We start from the raw sequence: 20,849 nt of genomic DNA, 5'->3' as shown, positions 1-20,849 counted from the left end.
AGTTAGTACTGCTCATCTCAAATAAATATCATAGGACAGCCATTGTGACTCGTAGATCAGTTTTTTCTAAACTAGACTCAAAAACGCCTACCAATCAGTTTAATTGGTCCGCTCGTCATAAAGAAATACTAGCAGAATATAAAGCCAATCCTTTTCAGCATGCATTGGCACTTAAGCCAGATGAGAATGCAAACGCTAGCCTGCCCATACTCGCAACAGACATAACCGACAAGTCTTTGACTTCAACACAAGAAAAATGGCTTACACGAATAAATGAGCTTTGCGTTAAGACGGATGATGATTTTGCTGAGACTATTCAAAGCTGTGTTGAAGGCTGGTATGATTTAGATAAGCAGTGTAAAGAGGAGGAAGATACATGTTATCGTGATGCTGGTTTAGCATATTTATCGACTTATCATTTCAGTAAAATAATTCCACATCAGCTCTTTCCTAGATTGTCTTTATCTAAAAAAATCAGCTTGTTTGCTGTTCAAAGACTTTATGGAAGCTTGCTTAGCATTCCAATAGATTATCAATGTACCTTACGTTATATCCAAGCTTTTATCCATCAGTTAAAAACAGATGATCCTCACGCCTATCAAGACTTATATCAGCGCCATCACACATTTCACCCTGAAATATTGCCTATATTCTTTTTTGCAGATACTCCCTACCTACAAGAGTCTCTACATTGTTCTCCCCTAATTCATGGCTGCTCCAGTGATGATAGTGATCGTGCTGTAAGAGCATTGTTTTTGCATCATACAGACAGCAGCCACGCTCAGGTATTTACGCAAGCTTATCACGCTGCTATAGACTCTCCTGACTATAAAGTTGACGATATCTTACTGCCTTTATTGCACTTTATTGCCTCTTGTGAGCAGGCGAGCGCGCCCGAACGAATTGTTAATTTGTTAGAAAAATACCAACTAAAGCAAAAAAATAACACCCACTTATTTGAGGTATTAGAAGATTTTGATCATTCTTTATATCTGGAGTGGTTGATTGAGCATAAAGACTATTTGGAAGTGTCTAACCCGCTACGCTCATGGGTCAATCGCTACCCTACTCTCACCATCAATAAGCTGATAGCGGAGCTAGATGCCAATCATCAAAAGCTCATGAGCTTTCCTGATTTTTCAGTCATGACTAAGCGTGAAATTGATGATGACCATTCTATTCGTATTCAGAAAAAAGATTTTGATAAGTTAAGCATAGAATATAACTACTTAATCCAACTGTTAACGCATCTATGCGCAGATCTAAAGAGAACAAAACCTGAGCAGGTTGCGCAATTACAGAGCGCGATTGCAACGCAAAATTACATCTATTATGACGCTGTGATTGCGCCTATTTTATTCAAGGCCGATCAAGTTGAAATCGCGGATCATAGCATACCTATAGAGCAGCAGCTTACAGATGAGTATTTAGCACAAGTTTCAAAATGGTTAATAACACCGCCGTGGGCGCATCAAGAACACTGTTTGCACACTCCTAGGTCGACTGAACATATCGTTGTCGATTGGTTGACCCGAAAGCACCGATTGCAAATATTTAGGTTACCTGAGCACATCGTTATAGATTTATTACCCAAGCCTATTTTTAAATCAGATGGTAGCGAGCTGCCACTACCGTTATTTGAAAACCTAATCGGTATTTTGTATGAGTCAGATTTTAATGGGTGGCCAAAGCCTTTGACTGACGATGACATGTTATCGCTATTAACGCCTTTTACGCGTGACTCGTTAAATGCTCTGGGTCATGCACTGTGGAATCTTAAGATTGGTCATCCATGGGGATGGCTGATGAACGAGGATGCCGTGCCCTTTATTCATGCATATATTTATGAACATAAAAGCATATATGAATATAAAGCAGAAGAAATTCATGGAGACAGCTGTGCGCTACTTATTCTTATGTTAGTAGCTAATGTCAAGCTGTGGTATAGCGTGAATGATTCGTCAAAAGGCCTTGAGTTTAGCACTCACGTTTGTAGTGCCTTAGCAGAACTGTTTTATCAAATAGATAGAAGCAAAGCATTCTTTCGCGATATCGCAAAAGCTGGCTGTGTCGAGATCAGTGATATGACAGGATATGCGCTTTATGAGTTACGTCATTTGATAATCCCTACATTAGGTTTTAATGATATTAGCGAGCAGATATTTTATTTGGATGCAGCAGCAGAGAAATGGCTTATTGTCCGTCTTGATAGCCATTTGTCACCGCTACTTTATGACCAAACAGGGACGCCGCTTAAGAGTTTCCCTCGAGCAAAAAAAGGTGATGACAAAACCCGTTTTAAACAAGTCAATAAAGACATTAAAGCATTACAAAGACCCTTAGCGACACTATACAAGCGCTTAAATACTGAATTTACTAAGGATTTGGCGCATGGTTTCAAGCGCTCAGTGCGCTTTATGTTGAACGGGTTGTTACAGCACCCTATTCTACGGCTGTATGGGCAAACCCTGTTTTGGTCGTTGGTTACACCCAAGCAGTTTAATAGAAAAAAGCCAAACATCATTGACACCTTTATCATGACTGAGGATCAGGTATTGATGAATGTACATTACGAGCCGTATAGCGATAAGCAAATACAGCAGTGGCTTGATGAGGGTTATACAGTGGTACTGACCCATCCAGACTACTTGTCTGTCGCCGACTACGAGGCAGCCTGCGAGATGCTGACAGACTACGGTATTGCTCAGCCCATTAAGCAAATAAGATTGGCGCGCTGCTCACAATAATACGGATAATAAACTCAGCATTTTATAAAAACACTACTTTAAAGGACAATCATCATGAATCGTCGCCCAACCTTTCCCAAATTTGAAATGACCCGCCTGCCCGCGCCAGAGCAGGCTGTGATGCCAGAGAATGCCCAGTATAGAGGTGATACGGCATACTCCATACGACAATTTGAAGAAGACCGAGCAAGAATAAAAAATGAGCTACCACAAGAGATATTCGTCTACTATGACAATGCAGATTTTACTTATGCGATGCAAGTCTATACTGGCTGGAATGAACTACAGAAAAATTTAGCGCTATTGATGATAAGACCCAAAGCGATTGAGCGTATATATGAGGACTATCAAAAGACTCAAAACTTGGCAACCTCAAAAGTCGTAGATGTGGAGAATGAGCAGACAAGTAGCCAATTAGTCACTATAGAAAAGACAGATTTTGTTTTTGATGATTTTGATAACGAATGTGGTTATTTGTCTGACAAGATATATATTTTAAACCACTATATGCCATATGCCATTCGTTTGGCTATCTGGCAACTATTAACTACAGATTTTCTTACATTAAGTTCAGACTGGAAAGTAAGTACATTGGGAGACGGGGTATATGATTTATTAATAGACTATCCCAAGCAAGGGTTTGATGTTGCTATAAATTTTTTATCCCTATTTCACCAATATCGCGTTTATATTTTAACTATATGTCAACATTTAGACAGTTATATCTGTGTGCCATATGTCGTGGCTGGAATGAATGCTAAAACCAGCCGATATTATGAAGCGCGCGCTTTTTTATATCACTACCCTGAAACCTTTTATAACGAGATGATCTATATCTTATTTACTAAGCCTACTAATGACTGGTACAAAGAGGCGCAGAAAAACGCCAAAAAGCTCTTGCAGTATATGATTGATAATAAAGCACATAGATTCGATTACCTCACTCAATTACGTGCAGCTATCAACCGCTATGATGCCGACGATGCCAACCTTGATAGCACCGCACTCTCTGATTTTCTTGGTCAATATATTGACAATCACCAGCAAATCACACAAGAAAAACAAGCACTGGCCGATGCACAAAGCACCATAACAATGGTCATAGCAGAAGAAATAGCGACCAACGATGACGGTATCCCGCAGCCTTTACTAAACACTGACTGGCAAACGCAAACCCGCAAACGCAAGTTTGAGCTGGATGAAACCATTTGGAACAAAGAAGCAGAAATGAGCGCTAGTAAGCAAATACCGATACTAGCGGCACTGACCCCGCCTATCGTAGCCAGCAGCAACCAGCCTTTACCGATGCACGCTTTTGAGCAGTTGCTACTGATGCTCAAACTAAGTACAGAGGACAAGCCTATTGCAGCCTTAGCAGAGGTCTTGCCTGCCTTTACCAGCGAGTCGTTGGCACATTTAGCCAATGAGTTATGGGATGACTATATAGGAAATCGGGTATCAGGCGGCTATTTTGCACGCTTTTCAGAGTATGACCAACGGCTTTGCGGTATCTTTAATACCAAAAACAAGTGGTTTATAACCGCGTCAGCATGGATGGCTGATGAGACGTTAGCAGATAAAGTTTGGCACCTTATGAAAGACTATGAGTCCGACAATCATGTGCGCTCATCAATACTACACAGCTTCAAAGTGTTATCCGCACTTGCCAGCACCTATCCTGATAGTAAGCGCGGTGATACAGCGCTCAAGATGTTGATTAAAATCAGCAATAAGGCACGCTCAACGCTCAGACCGCATGCTCAAAGTGCGCTAGAGGATTATGCTAAACGCCTTGATCTGAGCCTAGAGGATTTGGCAGAGCGGCTATTACCTGACTTTGGATTGGATGTGCGCGGTACTAAAATCATTGACTACAACCCATCAGTAGCAGACTCGCGCAAGCTCGCCGTATCGCTCACGCCTGAGCTAAAATTTGCTTATCAAGATGAGACAGGCAAGTCGTATAAAAACCCACCCAAAGCGCGTGAGGCAGATGATGACAATGCGGTAAATGCGTTTTTAAGTCAACACAAAAATGAGAAAAAAGAGCTGCGCGGTATCAGCAACGACTTACCAAAATCGCTAGAAAAAATGATGATAAAACAACGTACAGTCAGCTTAGCCGACTTTATGACCTATTATGTGCATCAGCCCGTCATGACGGTATTAGCACAAAGGCTGTTGTGGCAAATACAGATCGCGGACGCAGAAAATAGTGAGGCTGGCAAGCAGCAAACGTTTCGCATCAGTGAAAGTTTAGAGCTATTAGATAGCGAAGATATGCCGCTCAGTGGTACTGAGCTTACTGATGCTCACATTTGCTTAGTGCATCCAATACATCTATCTGCAGCAGACCTCCAGCAATGGGCGCAAGTATTTAGCGATTATGAGCTGGTACAGCCGTTTAGCCAATTAGCACGTCCGCTTTATTATCTCACCGATGAAGATAAGGCAGCAGGAACCATACATCGGTTTGATAAGGTGCACTGGGCGATGGGCAGCCTAATTGGGTTGGGCACTGCCAGTAAAGGCTGGAACACGCTTTCTTATAGTGGCGGCAGATGTGATGGGTTTGCTAAAACAGTCAACGGCCATGCGCTGTCGATTGCCTTGTACGACAGCTTTCGGCTTGGCGAACCCGTATCTGCGGATGATAAAGGCTACCCTATTGACGAGATTCGCTTCCCAAAAGACATTGATGCGCTGACGGCCAGTGAGTTTATACGCGATATCGATGCGATGGCGCGCGTGTCGTGATGAGCCACAATACTGTGCAAAGATTATGACTTAAAATAATTATCATTTAACAAAGGCAATATCATTATGACCATTAAATTTAACTTTCCTAAGCTGGCCCTCACCCGCCCAAAGACACCCGAAACCATCCATTTTCCTGCGGATTTCAAGAGCAAAGCAGAGCTTGAAAAATTAAATAGCAGTGAATACGTTATAAACAGAGGCAAACAAGACATTATTCGTCTTTTGAGCGAAGTGGAAGAAAATGTATTTCCGCTATACGATACTAAAGCAGATTCTCGTGTTGGCACAGAGCGTATAGCTTATGCAAAAGCGGCACTACCGAATTGGAAGGATCTACATCGTAAGTTGGCCGTACTTTGTATCAAACCACAATCCGTTGACCGTATTGTCAGCGAATATGAACAGCTAACTACAGAAAACCGTAAGGGCGCAGGTATTCACGCTGTGAACATTGATACATCTGATTATCTAAGCGTATCTCCTTATAACGCTAAAACTTACAACCTATGGTCTATTGTAGACCAACTACCACTAGAGATTCGTTTGTCTGTTTGGGGTACTTTTCCAGACAAATGGGGGTCTGATTGGATGACTGTCGCAGATGGGATAAAAGAGGCGATTCGTGAGGCGCTCTGTGATGCAGGTGGGCGCCGTGAATTCGGTGTAGAGATTGCTCAGGTAGGGTTAGATCGACTCATTGACCAAATAAACAAAAATATAATTAACGCAAGCGCCAGACGTAAGTATATAGCCGAAAAGGATGCTACAGCCAATGTTAGAGACTATGTTTATCGTTTAAGTGACATTGTCAACAGTATAATAATGGTGCCTTATATCATTGACGGACTCAGTCTAAAAAAAGAGCAAGGACGTGCTCTCAGATTCGTAAATAGTTTTCCTGAAACCTTTTATGATGAGCTGCTTTATTTATGTTGTGCTGATCTCACTGCCGCTGATTATCCTTGTGGTAACGAAACTTCTAAAAAAGCGCACCAAGCGTATCAAGCAAAAGCGCGTAAAGTGTTCCGTTGGCTCATCGACCCAATCCGTGTTGATAAAAGCCATCTGCCAGGCTTAGCCGCGGCAGCACGTCGTTATCATGACGACAGTAATGAAGAAAATGGCACTCACCAAAATAAAGTCGCGCTGACTGAGTTTATGCAGCGTTTGGCCACGCTGTATAAAAACGAGGTGGATAAACGCCTACAGACCCAAGATAAGCTAGCCTCTGCCATGGATTTGGCTGCCTCAGCCCCCAGTCAATTGCTCAGTGATACTGATGATGAGGGCATACCTACTGTATTAAACACGACTGATTGGCAGAAAAAAACAGGCAAGCGTACGTTTCAACTTGGACGGCATACAGATGGCGAAGAGCTATTAGCCGCCTTAACAGCGCCTATTATCGAACGCACAGGACGGCCTTTACCATCCGCAGCATTCGAGCAGCTACTACTGCTACTCAAATACAGCGAAGTAGACAAGCCTATCATAGCGCTACTACAAGCGTTGCCTGCATTTACCGAGACCTCACTCGTTCTGCTGGCACGTGAGCTACGCGAGCGCTTTGCCAATGAGCAGTATTTCAGTAAGCATTACTTGTGGTACGTCACGGCCTCGATTTGGCTACCAGACCCACGCTATGCAGCCGACTGCTGGGCATGGACAAAACAACATCAAAACAATATGCAACGCCGCACAGCTATCAAACATAGTATCAATGTATTGGCTGCCATCGTGGCTCAGTCTCCTGATTCAGAACGCGTCAATAACGCCTTGGCAACCTTGGTGGCCATTAGTAACAAGATGCGCCCAGCCATACAGCGGTATACCAAAGCGCAGATAGACAAGGGTATCGCTAAGTTAGGTGTGCCGCTTGACACGTTGATCGATCGGTTGACCCCGCACTTTGATTTAGATCAGCGAGGGTGTAAGGTACTTGATTATCATCCGCAACGGACAGATTCACGTAAATTGACCCTGCAATTGACCCCAGAGCTGAAATATCATTTCAGTGATGACAAAGGAAAAGTCTTTAAAAATCTGCCCAAGCCACGTGTGCAGGAGGACAGTACATACGTCAACACCCTGATTAAAGACACTAAGAATGAGCTAAAACAACTGCGCCAATTAAGCATAGATTTGCCTAAGTTTTTACAAGAATTAATGATAAAACAGCGCACCATACCCCTAGCTGATTTTATGAAATATTACGTTGAGCATCCTGTTATGAGCCTATTTACCCAGCAGTTGCTATGGCAAATAGATATCAATGATGAGCAGCAGTTATTTAGAGTCAGTGAAAGCCATGAGCTATTGGACGTGAATGATGATCTGTTAAAACCTGATGATTTGATTAACCAAGCAGCGCAGGTAGTCCTAGTGCATCCCATCACCATAAGCCAAGACAGCCTCAAACAGTGGTCGCAAGTGTTCAATGATTATGAGTTGATATCACCTTTCCCGCAACTGAGTCGCCCTTGTTATTATCTGAATAAGTCCGAGCAGCAACACCAAGTTATCAATCGATTTAATGATAAAAATTTCGCGACGGGTAGCTTTATAGGTCTTGCCAGTAGAGGCTGGCATAAGCATCAAGCGGATGCTGGTTATTGTAATGGCTACAGCGCCGAAATAGGTGGTAGTGATTTTACTATTGAGTTCTTTGAAGGGTATTCACCGACTGGAGGCGTGCCTACAGATGATGAAGGGCAGAGCCTTGAACCGATTAAGCTAAGTGCTGATATGTCTGAGGTAGTGATTAGCGAAATCATTTACTTGTTTGATGTCATGCCGTCTGTTTAACCTTTAATAATCGCTTAATCCATAAAACCGCCTATTAGGTAGCCCCTTATGTCTAACAACCGTTCAAAAATGAGTCAAAAAACGACTCATCAATCCATACAGCGCCCACCTGCTGATATTCTCTATCAAGAGGAGCTGGCAACCATCATCGAGTCAGAACAGGCGGCTAAAGGCAAATCAGGCAATACCCCGCCTCGCCCTATGCCTGCTGGCTGGCAGATGTCTATGCTGGGGGTGCGTGATTTTATCTTAGGCAATACCCGTCTTGGTATTGAACCGAAGCTCGTCTGTCCACCAAGCTTAATCGAGCGTGCGCTGGTTACGCTAGCCAGCCAACGCGCTCTACTGCTGGTGGGTGAACCTGGTACAGCCAAATCCATGCTGTCAGAGCTGCTCGCTGCAGCGATCAGTGGCAATGCGGCCTTGACAGTCCAAGGGAGCGCAGCGACCAGTGAAGATCACATTCGCTACGGCTGGAATTATGGCTTATTGCTGAACGAAGGCCCCAGTATGAAAGCCCTTGTACCTTCACCCATGATGCGCGGCATGCTTGAGGGAAAAATCGTCCGCTTTGAGGAAATCACTCGTTGTCCGCCCGAAGTACAAGACAGCTTACTCTCTATCCTCTCAGAGCGCTTGCTGATGGTGCCAGAGCTGTCAGGGTTTGATGATGGCAGCAGTACGGTCTATGCCAATGCAGGCTTTAACGTGATTGCGACTGCCAATACGCGTGACAAAGGCGTTAACGAGATGTCTGCTGCCTTAAAGCGCCGCTTTGCTTTTGAGACGATATTTCCGATTGCGCATATCAACGACGAAATGCAGTTGGTTAAACGTCAAGTGAACCGCTTATTGGCCGAACAAAATCTCGACATCACGCCATCTGATGAGGTGGTAGATATCTTAGTCACGCTATTTCGAGAGCTGCGTTCTGGCATCAAAACCTCTGGCAATGCGGTAGAAAAACTCTCTACAACCTTAAGTACCGCAGAAGCAGTCAGTGCGGTACATGCCGTAACGTTGCATGGTTATTATTTACGCGGTGATGCTGGCACGCCTGCCGATATTCTCAACGCTATTTTAGGGTCTGCCATTAAGGATGATGCCGATGACAAACAAAAACTGCGCCGTCATATCGACCATCACATCAAAGATAGAGCTGGTAGCGGCTGGCAAGCGCTCTATAACTCGCGCTTAGCATTATTTGAAGTATAAAGACATATAAGCTACAAAATATGGTAATGGCTAAAAATATAGCTAACAGTGAGGTTGTAAACAGCAATGATGACGGATGATTATATGGATAGCGATAGTGGCAGTATTATTGATGAGGCATTAGCACAATTATCACAGTCGGCAACGCTCACTACTGTACCTGCCTGTCCACCTAACCTACATTTCATAGGCATCCGTCATCATAGCCCAAGATGTGCCACCATGGTCAAACACTGGATCAGTGAGCAACGCCCTGATGTGGTATTGATAGAAGCGCCAAGCGACATAAAACCCATGCTCGCCCAGCTATTATTACCCCATACGTTGCCCATTGCCCTGTTTAGCTATCGGCAGGAGCGACGATTTGAGCATGTAGACGGCGCTGCTTTAGATGATGGCGTGCAAGGTAGCCATGACCCATCAAACGTGACGCCTGATAGGGATTACCACGGCGATGTACAGACAGCGCAAAGCTGGTTTCCTTTGTTATCGTTTTCTCCTGAGTGGGTCGCGATGAAAAGTGCCCATGCACTGGGTGCTGCTATAGATTTTATTGATTTGCCGCATTGGCGTTATCGAGCGCAGCATAGCCATCAGCAGGCGGATGCGGATATGGATGGTGTGAATGCACCTAGGCACAAAGATCGTTATGCCCAAGTGATGAGACGCCTCTTACATATCACTGGCTGTGACAATCAGGATGCACTGTGGGAGCGGTGGTTTGAGAGTGCGCCGACTGCTATGGCAGCCAAGCGCCTCGACCACTATTTTAATCTGTTGCGTGCAGATGACAGTGGCTCGGATGAAGACCAGTGCCGTGAGGGATATATGGTAAGCTGGGTGAGCCATCACCTCGCCAATACGCCAGCTGCCAAAATATTGGTGATATGCGGTGGCTGGCACGTTAATGGTATTAAACGATTGTTAGCCGCACCCACTAAGGCATTAACAGCGCCGCTTAGCCCTGATGACTCAGCACCTAAGCCTGTAGCAGCTCAGTATCCAGTTCCCGACCTAGACGACTATCTCACCCAATATCTTGCTACCAAGCAGTCGACTGCGCCTACTCTTCAGCCAGACACCAAAACTAACGAAGAAACTACCCATATTGTTGCTCAAGGTAACTATCTTATCCCTATTGGTTTTACCGCTGTGGAGCGTCTAACAGGGTATGCTGCTGGCATGCCGTCACCGCAGTATTATCAATGGTTATTTGATGCCGATATGCAAGCCAATATTGCCTTTGAAAAAGCGATGATCGCCATCACGCAATCTATCAGAGCTGCCAAACAACCATTATCAACCGCCGATTTAATCGTGTGGTCGCAGGCGAGCCACAACTTAGCTGCGCTGCGCGGGCTGGATCATCCGTATCGGCAAGAGTTGCTGGATGGTATGCTAAATGGTCTTGTTAATGAGGCCTTAAGCTTACCGCCGCCGTGGTCGTCATCTCGATTGGCAGATCACCACTTTAATCATGAGCTTAACGCTCGCGGTGATGATTCTGGTTACGATATTGATGTACATATGAGAGCGCTTTACCACCAAGACCACCCGTTATTAAAACGGGCTCTCGCAAGTTTGACAGGCACGCAGCGGGGCGTATTGGCACGGGACAATCCTGCACCGCCGCTACTTGACTATGTTGAGCATTATCTTGCCAGCCTTGATGACTCGCGCACTATGGTGCCAACAGCAGTACCGCGCCGCCTAACGCTTAGCTACCGTCACGAGTCTGAACGTCTGTGTTTATATGCGTTGTGGCAGTTGAAAGTCTTGGGGGTGTCGAGTGTGTCACTGCTTGCCTCAAAAGCCAGTCTGGCGGCCTTTAATTCGACAGCGTCATCACCAGCGTCAAAATCACCCGCCTCCACCCTAGCAACCGCAAGCGAGCGCTGGCAATTACACCAAAACAGTCAGTGGGAAGTTGAGCTTATCGAAGCCAGCCGTTTTGGTACGACATTGCATGAAGCCAGCAAAGCAGCTCTGATGGAGCAGCTGACCCATGCCAAGTACCTAGCAGAGGCAAGCGAAAAAATAACGGTTATCAGTCGTGTGCTGACGCAAATGATTCAGTGCGGCTTTAGCGAGTCTATTGGGATATTGACCACGAAACTAAAGCTGTTGCTATGGGACATCAAAGACCGTAGCGTCGTGAGCCAACTGGGAAAAACCCTTATCCATCTGATGCGGCGCGGTTTTTATGGTCATGATATCGAGGCATTATTGGCCGCACCTTTTATCACGGTGATTGAACGCTTGCTATGGCTATTAGAAGGTACTGATACGCCAAAAACAGCCAACGAACAAGCGGCTAAGCACGCAGATATTGTCAGTATTGAGGTGTTAAAGTTTGCTATTGAGCATACTGACGTCATGAACGCTGCGGCACTCAGAGCCAAGGATCAGGATGCAAAAGATGGGAATACCATCAAAGCAAAGCCGACACGTGGCGCGCCCCCCTCTCCTATCAAGACGCTTGATGTCATCACGATGATGATGGTGTTGTATCGATTGACGCAGGCCACACAAGAGCGTCAGCAATCAGTAGTACTGAGCCACACCCTACATGGTGCTTGTATCGCCGCTTATTTTTCTTTATCCAATCAGGCCGCGCTTAGCGAGTATTTTATGATGCAACATACGCTCAAAGCGCCTTATGCAATGGCCTACTTAGCCGTGCCTGAGCTAAGGGATACTAATACCAAAGCCATAAGACGACAGCAATGGCGGCGCGTACCAGCGCAATTACCAACCCTCGATTATATTGCCCTGATAAAGGCGATACCCCTGATGGTATTGGGCGACTTTTTATTGGGCTTGTTCGCCATTGGTCGTCATGAGGTCATGCACAGCCAGCAAACCGAGCTGCTACGCTGCTTACACAGCGTGATTAGCACGAGCAATGATGAGGCCTTTTTGCAGGGCTTACCCAGTCTACGCCAAGCCTTTGGCTGGTTTCCACCGCAAGAGCGTTATCAAATCAGCAAAAATTTAGCCAGTATCATGGGATTGGATGCACAGCAAACAAACGATTGGCAAGCATTGCTGCGGCGGCGTATGCCCGACACGGCTGTGAAAGTCGCTGAGCAAATAACCAAAGCAGCATTACTGGAACAACAAACCGCTATTTGCTTGCACACTCTCACCAACTCTCATCAATCATCATAACCGTATGACTACATGATGACTAAGGGCCGATCATGAGTATAGAAAAGACATCAGATACATTGTCTCCAAAATTGTCGTCAGATTCGTTAGCATTAAGTGCAACAGACCGCTGGCGTTTACTATTAGGAGAGGTCTCAGAGACCAGTTTGGGTCGCCAGCAATCAGAGCACTCAGCCCAGATGCAACGTCACCTCGATTGGCTCTATAATCGAGCGCTGCCTTTGGATGATCAAGGCGATGTGCAAGAAGTATTCAACCGCCAAGGAAGTCAGGGAGGCAGTGGCGCATCGACGTTAACGACGCCTGAATGGATCAATAATATTGAAACCCTGTTTCCAAAGGAGACGGTCGAGCGCTTACAGCGAGATGCGCTGGAGCTGTATCAATTGGATGATTTGGTAACCAATGCAGACGTGCTTAGCCGCGCAACGCCAAACCCAACACTCCTTGCGGCAGTGCTAAGAACCAAGCATCTGATGAATCCTGATGTATTAGCGATGGCGCGTAGGCTTGTCCAGCACGTGGTGCGTGAGCTGCTTGCCATCTTAGCGCAAGAGGTGCAGCGCTGCTTTAGCGGCACGCGCAATTCAGTACGCCTAAAGCGATACGGGAGTAGCCATCAGTTGTCTTTAAAAGAGACGCTAAAACGCAATATCAAGCACTATGACCCCATACGGCGGCAGATCATTGTCTCGCAGCCTTGGTTTTATGATTTTGAGCAGCAGCGGCCACAGCCATGGCAAATGATTATTCTGGTTGACCAAAGCGGCAGTATGGTCAGCTCGGTCATTCATTCTGCTGTGACTGCGGCTTGCTTTTGGGGTATTAAAAACCTACAAACGCACCTAATAGCCTTTGATAGCGATGTGGTGGACTTAACCTCTGATATCCAAGACCCCGTAGAGTTACTGATGCAAGTCCAGCTTGGCGGCGGTACAGACATTGCCCGTGCTGTCAATTATGCAGCCACCCTTATCACAACGCCTAAGCGCGCCATTGTGGCGATCATCAGCGATTTTTATGAAGGTGGTAATGAGCATTGGCTGATATCGCAAGTCACCGAGCTGAGCGCCCAAGGCAGTCGCGTGTTGGCACTGGCAGCGCTTGATGATGAGGCAAATCCCAATTATTGCCACGCGACGGCTGAGCGCTTAGTAACAGCAGGTGCCGATGTCGCAGCGATGACCCCAAGTCATCTGGCAAAATGGCTCGCAGAGGTAATGGCAGGATGATAAATACACCCATAGATAATGACCATATCAAGAAACAACGTCCTGATATCGCCAAATTAAGTCCGCATAAACTCAGCTATATTGCCAATAAAGGGTTGGTTAAACGCGCCCAAAAAGCCATAGAACAAGGCGATACACCCACCTTCGAGATAGCAGACGACCTCACCCTATCGGCGACATTTGCAGACAGTAGCATGGTCAGATGGGCGCTCGATCATGGCATTGATGCCAGTGTTTGCAGTTGTCCTGCAGGCCTAACCGTCCTGTGCCGCCATCAAATCCAAACCGCGCTTGCCTATAGAAGCTACTACTGTCAACAGTTTAATCCTGAAGCATTACAAGACAAGCCAGCACATACGCTGACCGCTCAGCAGGTCAGTGCTGCCGCCAACCATAAAAACAGTAAGCAGGCGCTGAACCTGCTCAGCAAATCAGGTATGGATGTGGTCTTATCCTTCACCGAAAACGACCCGTGCGCCATGGCACGCTTATCGATGGCAACGGTGCATTTTTGGGGCGGCAGTGCGCTGCATGAGTGCACCTGTGACTGCAAAAAAAAGCTCGGCTGTGAGCATATTATTTTGGCCGCCGTCGCCTTTGCTAAGCAAGCAGCGTCTGTCACCACACCCATCACGATGGCCTTGAGCAAAAAAGAGCTGACTGACTGTTTAAATGGTATTGATCTCAACAACACTAAAGCTGGTAATGGTGAACATAACAGTACCGTCACAGATGATGATACGATGAGCCTGACAGATGCAGCAGGCTCATCAGTAGCCAAAACGTCAGCCACGACAAAATCAGCTGCCCTACAAAAACCACCGTTCAAGTTCACAGCCGACGCTCTACTACAAGCTTGCTCACAGAGTCCTGAAGACGTAACCAGTCCCGACTTTATGCCCAATATGCTGGCACATACCCTAGCACTGCTGACGGACAACGAAAAACTGCTGTTTACCCAGTTTTATCGCTATGGCATAAGCAGTAGTACAGACGCGACCGTAACGTTAATCGATGACATTTATCAGGACAACCAGCAGCGGCACTACCTGTGGTTAAACGACACTTTAGTAGACCTCAAAGATTGGCTGGCGGCTTATCACACGCGGCGTAGTGATTTTGATATCAGTCAAGGCAATCAGCTGATCAGTGCCTATTTGCTGCGCAGGCTAGCAGGTAGACAGCCTGCCTTAGCCAGTGTGAGCCTCGGCATTGGTATAAAAGCCCAAACTGATATGCGACCGACGCAGCTGATGAGCTTGGGGTGTCACATCAGCGTTCATGATGACCATTGTCAAGCGCACACGCTGCTACTAGATAACAAAACCCACACCCCATTGCTGCTACAGTCAACATGGCAATGGTCACCTGCAGATGCCCATACCTCAAGTCACCTTAACCCAATACTCAATCCAGCGCTTAGTCCAGTCATGCAACAGTATCAGGAGACTCGTCAGCAGCGTATTAGTGCTGGCATTACTTTGGCTGAGCTACAGCATGGACAGCTGAGTACGCAGCGAGGTCGCCGCAGTGCCAATCATAGCATTACGCTCAATAAATCGCGCCGTGCTTATAATCAGCTACTGCCTTATTGCATTAGTGCCGAGACACTTGCAGCGCTGCCTGTCCCTTTACGTTTTCAAAATACCCAGAAGCTGCGTCAGCACTATAAAACGCGGCCCTTATCATTTGCCAGACCCCGTTACCAACAACCCAATTTCATTATCTTGCCGATCGATGAGCTATTATTCATCGGTTATGATGCCGCCCAGCAGACAGTGGGTGCTTTGATTCAAACAAGCAGCGCAGCAGATGACACCCCTTATTGGATAAAACTGGGCTATCGTAGCCATACTCCGTTTGCATTGCCGTTACTGGCTGACACCTTTGATAGCATGAGAAAGTCTAATAACGCTGATACGGATAGTAACGATGCTCCGCATCATGTGAGTGGCACCCTCTCTTGGGAGCGCTTTGGAGAGCGTCTGATACCTGTGATCACACCATGGGCTATTTTTTGTGATGATCGCCGTGTGATGCTGGCGCTCGATTTACCCAAGCACTCAGACCCACAGGATAACGAGGCATCCTCTAATAACTCGCAAACCACGAGTCCCCAGCAATCCTCAGCAGCGACCAACTGGCAAGAAAACCCTGCATTATCTCGACTGCCCTTGATTGATTTGTCTCAGAGTCATAAGGGTGACGACCCCATTCAACATGTGTTATCAGACTGTCAAAGCTGGCTGGACGAGGCTTTGATTTATGGCGAGCAGCGCCTGCCTAATAGTTTTTGGCAAACGCAGCGCCAGCTTATTGCACGAGCGCAGCAGGCAGGACTGAAGCAGCTGGCCAATAGCTTACAGAGGATTGATGACTCAACTGCAACTGTCTCTATGGCCGAGCCTCTATTGATGCTCGTGATACAACTGGCAGTTATGGATGAGGTGACAACAGTGGCATCTTACGAATAGACCATGCGGTGATGCTTTGATATACATACGACAATGGATGATTGGAATTTGACGCATTTTTACATGTAAGCCTACCCCTCATAAGTCCCCCTCTCTGTAACTTGCCAGCACGTGCGGCCATAAAAAAAGCCTTTTAAACGATAGGTGTCATCGTTTAAAAGGCGGCTGGCGGGTACGGTTTAGAGATAACCGTAGTCGCGCATCTAATCTAGTCTAGTCTTCTATGGCATCTGGCTCAAACAGACCTTTCTTCATACGCAGTTTTACCCACAGTGCGGCTATCACACCGATCACCACCAAGATACCACCAAAGACGGTGAAAATTTGCGAGGCCATTTCAGGCGTTGGTGAGCTATTGATGATGACATAGACCATCGCGATGATGCCCAATACCTGCGGTACTGGATAAAACGGTGTCTTATAAGGACGCGTACGGTTCGGTGCACGGCGACGCAAGACGATCACATCGATATGCGCAATGATATATGCCAGCAAATAACTGAGCGTGGCAGCAATCAGGAGCACAATCACATAATCAATGCTGAGCGCCAAGAAAGGAATCATGATCAAAACGGCCATCAGTAATATCGCCACCCATGGCGCGCCAAATAGGTTGACGTGTTTTAAGATAGGGAACGATTGGTTTTGTTCTGCCATACCGTATAGCATACGTGGCAAGGCCGCCAAGATGGTATTGGCACTACTAAAGGTCGCTGCCAGTGCCATTACCGCCGCAATCATCATACCCGTTGGACCAAATACCGCGATGGCATAGTCGATATACGGTACATCAGAAGTCGTCAACGTCTCAGCACTTAGGAAGTGTGTCGCACCAATGATAAAGATGACATACATCACAAAGATGAAGGTCACTGCGATATGCATCGAAGCGGGAATATTTTTGGTTGGGTTTTTGACCTCGTTAATCATCGGACAAATGAACTCTGCACCAACGAATAGCCACATAGATAGGGCGATCAGGCTAATAAAGCTGCCATTGGTCACGCCTTCCATCCCAAAGCTGACTTGCGTGCCAGTGATTTCAGGAATCGGGACCAAGTCGAAAATGGAGACGATACCAATCATTAATATGGCGCCCACCATAACCACAACAATGACATTTTGCACCTTAGCAAAGATATTCGCACCACATAAGTTGGTGATACATAACAGCACCAAGATTAATAGTGCAAAAAACTTGGGCGGCATGACATCTGGAAAGACCGCCTCAAGTATGGCATCGACCAAAAACAGCTCGACCGTCATACCCAATATGTCAACCAAAATGTAGCCGGCATAGACGGAGATGATGGCTGGAAAATGGCCAATGGCTTTTTGGGTGTAGGTGGCCAGTGTCCCCTCTTCTGGAAACATCAGCGATAATTCAGAAAAACTCATGGCATTAAAATGCGCGATAATCAGGCCGGCTACCATAGCGGCAATAAAGGCACTGCCGCCGATACCGATACCTTGTAGTCCAGAAATCATGGCGCCTTGAGCCACGACCAAACCCACACAAATTGAAATCATAGAGAGTAGGCCAATTTTTTTGGCGGTACTCAGATGTGAGTTGGTGCTGCCGACCTCGGCGGTGGTGTCAGTAGTATCTGTCATAATGGGGCCCTTTGGTTAACATAAAGGTGTTGTGAATACAAAATCCTGTTTGTTTGGTGTGTCCTACATTTCACATCTAGCAACCACAATGAATCAGGGCACACTCATAAAATCTCTTAAACCGTCATTAAGACTTAGCAATCTGCATCGTCTGTATCGAGGTAAACTCCTTTAACCCAACCTCACCAAAGGCCACGCCAAATCCTGAGTCTTTGACACCGCCAAAGGGTGCATTGGGCTGTACCATGGCATGATTGTTGATCCACACTGTGCCGCACTCCAAACGGGCCGCAATTTTTTGTGCGGCTTCAATGTCGGTTGACCAAACTGAGCCGCCAAGACCGACTGATAAACGGTTGGCACTGGCAATGGCCTCTTCGACATCGCTAAACTTGATAATCGGTAAAATAGGCCCAAACTGCTCCTCATCCACCAAACGCGCCCCATCTTTGATGTTGTTGACCAAAGTAATAGGATAAAAATAGCCCGTCTCATCCATCACCTCACCACCGCATAAGAAATTTGCCCCATTGTCTTTGGCATCTTGCGCCAGCGTTTTGACAATCTCTAGCTGCTTTTCGTTCTGTAGTGGGCCAAAGTCGGTATCAGCATCCATACCATTGCCTGTTTTCATGCTGCCAGCGATGTTGGTTAATGCCTCACACAACTGGTCATGTACCGCGTCATGCACATAAAGACGTTTTAGAGCCGCACAGGTCTGGCCATTATTGATAAAAGAGGTGGCGAAAATCTTGCCTGCAACCGCTTCAATATCAGCATCAGCGAGTACGATACCGGCATCGTTACCACCCAGCTCTAATGTCAAGCGCGTTAGGTTGTCAGCGGCGCTTTTCATGATGGCTTTGCCTGTTGGTGTGGATCCTGTAAAGACGATTTTGGCGATGTCTTCATGTGCCGACATCGCACTGCCAATCTCGCCAGCCCCAGCAACCACGTTGAGCACCCCTTTTGGCAAAATGTTTTTGGCAATTTTGCCAAAATACAAGGTGGTCAAAGGGGTCATCTCAGACGGTTTAATCACCACTGTATTGCCTGTCAGCAACGCAGGGATCACATGCCAAATGCCAATGAGCAGTGGATAGTTCCACGGGGTGATCGAACCCACCACGCCAAGGGCTTTGCGGTGGGTAGTGATTTGTACCGTCTCATCGTCTTGGATAATCTCTGGTAGCAGCTCCATCTCAGCGGTAGCGCGTATCCATGCGAGTGTGCCGCCAAACTCAAAACCTGCCCCTAGACCAGCAAAGCCATTGATCGGCTTTCCTTGCTCTTTACTCAGTAGCCGCACAAAAGCATCGCTTTTGGCTTCAAGCGCATCAGCAAGCTGTAACAATTGCTCGCGTCGCTCGGCGTATGTGAGTGCCGACCAAGCAGGAAATGCCGCCTTAGCAGCAGCGACAGCGGTATTTAACTGCTCAACACTGCCCTTTGGGCAGCCCGCAACCACAGACTTGTCGGCGGGATTGATGACATCAAAGTACTCAGTGGCTGCGACTTTTTCGCCATCGATAATTAAACTAAATTTTTGCATGGTACAAATCCTTATGATCAAAATTACGGTAATTGACAGACGTTTGTAGAATGCTGTTATAGGCAGCAGTCACAACGTGAGGCGGTGTTATTGACACGGAGGTATAAGCGGTGGCACCAGTGGCACCATCGGCCTGATCGACAGAGGCTAATGCACGAGGTATGCTGATTGTAAACAGTGATGTATCAATCAGGCGAACAACAGCTGCGCCTATCAGATCGCTATCTACCCCATCGTCAAGCGCGAATGGGTGAAGCCGGGTGCATTTTTGGCCATGCCTGCCTCTTGCCGTTTGGATGATGCCATGAGCGACAAAGACGTGCGCAAAGTCATGGACAGCATCGGTCTATATACCGCGTGGTATGAGGAATTACCGAAGCCTGCGCACAACCACATCCCATTGGTCGGTATGCGCTTTATGGACATGATTGAAGAAGGCTTAATGACCATGGACGAGCTAGAAGACCTTGGTGAAATCGTCTCTGGTGTCACCCCTGGTCGCCAAAATGATGAGGAGATCGTGGTGATGTCGGTTGGCGGTATGCCTGTTGAAGATGTGGCATGGGCCACCGTGGTCTATCGTAATGCACTAGAGCGCGGCATCGGCGTCAAGCTCAACCTATGGGACACGCCCGTACTGCGTTAATCCGTTACCCCATCTGCGTTGACGTTCTTAAAATGAACGTTAATGACAGTGATGCTAATGACGTTAGTGACATACACACCTATTGATACCTGCTGCTCCTCATGGCTGAACCCCTTATGGTTGGGTGGCAGGTACTACCCCCTTTATCACCTACCTCCTTTCCTTTTCCATTAACCCCTTTACTAATGATAAGAGTGTTTATATGACGACCGTAACCAAAGTAACCACAGGCTCGCCACTAGAAGAAAAAACCAGCTATTCACGTCTGGTCTGTGTCGATAACCTCATCTTTGTCTCAAATACCGCTGGGCGCTGTCCTGAGACCAAAGAGATCTCTGAGAACCTAGAAGAGCAGACATTGCAGGTATTCGACAATATCGAACGCGCCCTAAAAGCCGTTGATGCGTCACTGGCTGATGTGGTCATGACCCGTGTGTTTATCCAAGACCCTAAAGATGCGATGACCGTGATGACTATTTTTGGCGAAAAGTTCAAAGGCATCAGTCCTGCGACCACCGTCAGCTGCCCACCGCTCAGCTCTAATTCTTATAAAGTAGAGATTGAAGTGACCGCGCATAAAGGCGTGTCTAAAGTAGAAAGCAAGACGATCAACATCGGTCAAGCATAATCAGT

General features: G+C 46.6%; 11 protein-coding genes. 9 read left to right on the top strand and 2 right to left on the bottom strand.

Annotation, left to right across the window (positions count from 1 at the left end; genetic code table 11):
- The first annotated feature begins 44 nt into the window (after nucleotides 1–44).
- The 7 genes from ACFI32_RS02555 to ACFI32_RS02525 all read left to right on the top strand — a co-directional run bounded on the left by ACFI32_RS02555 (nucleotide 45) and on the right by ACFI32_RS02525 (nucleotide 16,404).
- A complete protein-coding gene (locus ACFI32_RS02555; RefSeq protein ID WP_462624933.1) occupies nucleotides 45–2,747 on the top strand; it encodes a DUF4132 domain-containing protein in 2,703 nt (900 codons plus the stop codon).
- Nucleotides 2,748–2,801: 54 nt separating this feature from the next.
- On the top strand, nucleotides 2,802–5,504 hold the full coding sequence (locus ACFI32_RS02550) for a DUF4132 domain-containing protein (protein WP_462624932.1): 2,703 nt from the start codon (nucleotides 2,802–2,804) through the stop codon (nucleotides 5,502–5,504).
- Nucleotides 5,505–5,570: 66 nt separating this feature from the next.
- Nucleotides 5,571–8,312 (top strand): DUF4132 domain-containing protein, encoded by a 2,742-nt coding sequence (locus tag ACFI32_RS02545; protein WP_462624931.1) that lies wholly within the window; start codon nucleotides 5,571–5,573, stop codon nucleotides 8,310–8,312.
- Nucleotides 8,313–8,360: 48 nt separating this feature from the next.
- The gene (locus tag ACFI32_RS02540) at nucleotides 8,361–9,527 is read left to right on the top strand and encodes an ATP-binding protein (protein WP_462624930.1); all 1,167 of its coding nucleotides are present in this window, start codon (nucleotides 8,361–8,363) and stop codon (nucleotides 9,525–9,527) included.
- A gap of 84 nt (nucleotides 9,528–9,611) precedes the next feature.
- Nucleotides 9,612–12,698, top strand: a complete 3,087-nt coding sequence (locus tag ACFI32_RS02535; RefSeq protein ID WP_462624929.1) for a DUF5682 family protein — start codon at nucleotides 9,612–9,614, stop codon at nucleotides 12,696–12,698.
- Between the two features lie 32 nt (nucleotides 12,699–12,730).
- Entirely contained in the window at nucleotides 12,731–13,930 is a 1,200-nt protein-coding gene (locus ACFI32_RS02530; RefSeq protein WP_462624928.1) for a VWA domain-containing protein, read from the top strand.
- Nucleotides 13,927–16,404: a hypothetical protein gene (locus ACFI32_RS02525; protein ID WP_462624927.1), complete on the top strand. Its 2,478-nt coding sequence runs from the start codon at nucleotides 13,927–13,929 to the stop codon at nucleotides 16,402–16,404. The genes ACFI32_RS02530 and ACFI32_RS02525 overlap by 4 nt, the downstream gene beginning before the upstream one ends.
- A gap of 213 nt (nucleotides 16,405–16,617) precedes the next feature.
- Here the strand turns inward: ACFI32_RS02525 and ACFI32_RS02520 are convergent, their stop codons facing one another.
- Nucleotides 16,618–18,018, bottom strand: a complete 1,401-nt coding sequence (locus ACFI32_RS02520; RefSeq protein ID WP_462624926.1) for an APC family permease — start codon at nucleotides 18,016–18,018, stop codon at nucleotides 16,618–16,620.
- Between the two features lie 127 nt (nucleotides 18,019–18,145).
- On the bottom strand, nucleotides 18,146–19,570 hold the full coding sequence (locus tag ACFI32_RS02515; protein ID WP_462624925.1) for an aldehyde dehydrogenase family protein: 1,425 nt from the start codon (nucleotides 19,568–19,570) through the stop codon (nucleotides 18,146–18,148).
- A gap of 184 nt (nucleotides 19,571–19,754) precedes the next feature.
- On the opposite strand from ACFI32_RS02515, the gene ACFI32_RS02510 reads away from it, so the two are divergent.
- Both ACFI32_RS02510 and ACFI32_RS02505 read left to right on the top strand, forming a co-directional pair.
- Nucleotides 19,755–20,216 (top strand): Rossmann-fold NAD(P)-binding domain-containing protein, encoded by a 462-nt coding sequence (locus ACFI32_RS02510; RefSeq protein WP_462624997.1) that lies wholly within the window; start codon nucleotides 19,755–19,757, stop codon nucleotides 20,214–20,216.
- Nucleotides 20,217–20,418: 202 nt separating this feature from the next.
- On the top strand, nucleotides 20,419–20,844 hold the full coding sequence (locus ACFI32_RS02505) for a RidA family protein (RefSeq protein ID WP_462624924.1): 426 nt from the start codon (nucleotides 20,419–20,421) through the stop codon (nucleotides 20,842–20,844).
- Nucleotides 20,845–20,849: the final 5 nt, after the last annotated feature.

The organism is Psychrobacter sp. PSi21 (assembly GCF_054960615.1).
The sequence above is the reverse complement of the archived record's forward strand: the minus strand, read 5'-3'. Positions and strand labels throughout refer to the sequence as shown.

Excerpts from the sequence above, each read along its gene's own strand:
- ACFI32_RS02535 (WP_462624929.1), top strand. The coding sequence starts at position 9,612 with ATGGATAGCGATAGTGGCAGTATTATTGATGAGGCATTAGCACAATTA.
- ACFI32_RS02550 (WP_462624932.1), top strand. The coding sequence starts at position 2,802 with ATGAATCGTCGCCCAACCTTTCCCAAATTTGAAATGACCCGCCTGCCC.
- ACFI32_RS02505 (WP_462624924.1), top strand. The coding sequence starts at position 20,419 with ATGACGACCGTAACCAAAGTAACCACAGGCTCGCCACTAGAAGAAAAA.
- ACFI32_RS02540 (WP_462624930.1), top strand. The coding sequence starts at position 8,361 with ATGTCTAACAACCGTTCAAAAATGAGTCAAAAAACGACTCATCAATCC.
- ACFI32_RS02530 (WP_462624928.1), top strand. The coding sequence starts at position 12,731 with ATGAGTATAGAAAAGACATCAGATACATTGTCTCCAAAATTGTCGTCA.
- ACFI32_RS02520 (WP_462624926.1), bottom strand. The coding sequence starts at position 18,018 with ATGACAGATACTACTGACACCACCGCCGAGGTCGGCAGCACCAACTCA.
- ACFI32_RS02525 (WP_462624927.1), top strand. The coding sequence starts at position 13,927 with ATGATAAATACACCCATAGATAATGACCATATCAAGAAACAACGTCCT.
- ACFI32_RS02515 (WP_462624925.1), bottom strand. The coding sequence starts at position 19,570 with ATGCAAAAATTTAGTTTAATTATCGATGGCGAAAAAGTCGCAGCCACT.
- ACFI32_RS02545 (WP_462624931.1), top strand. The coding sequence starts at position 5,571 with ATGACCATTAAATTTAACTTTCCTAAGCTGGCCCTCACCCGCCCAAAG.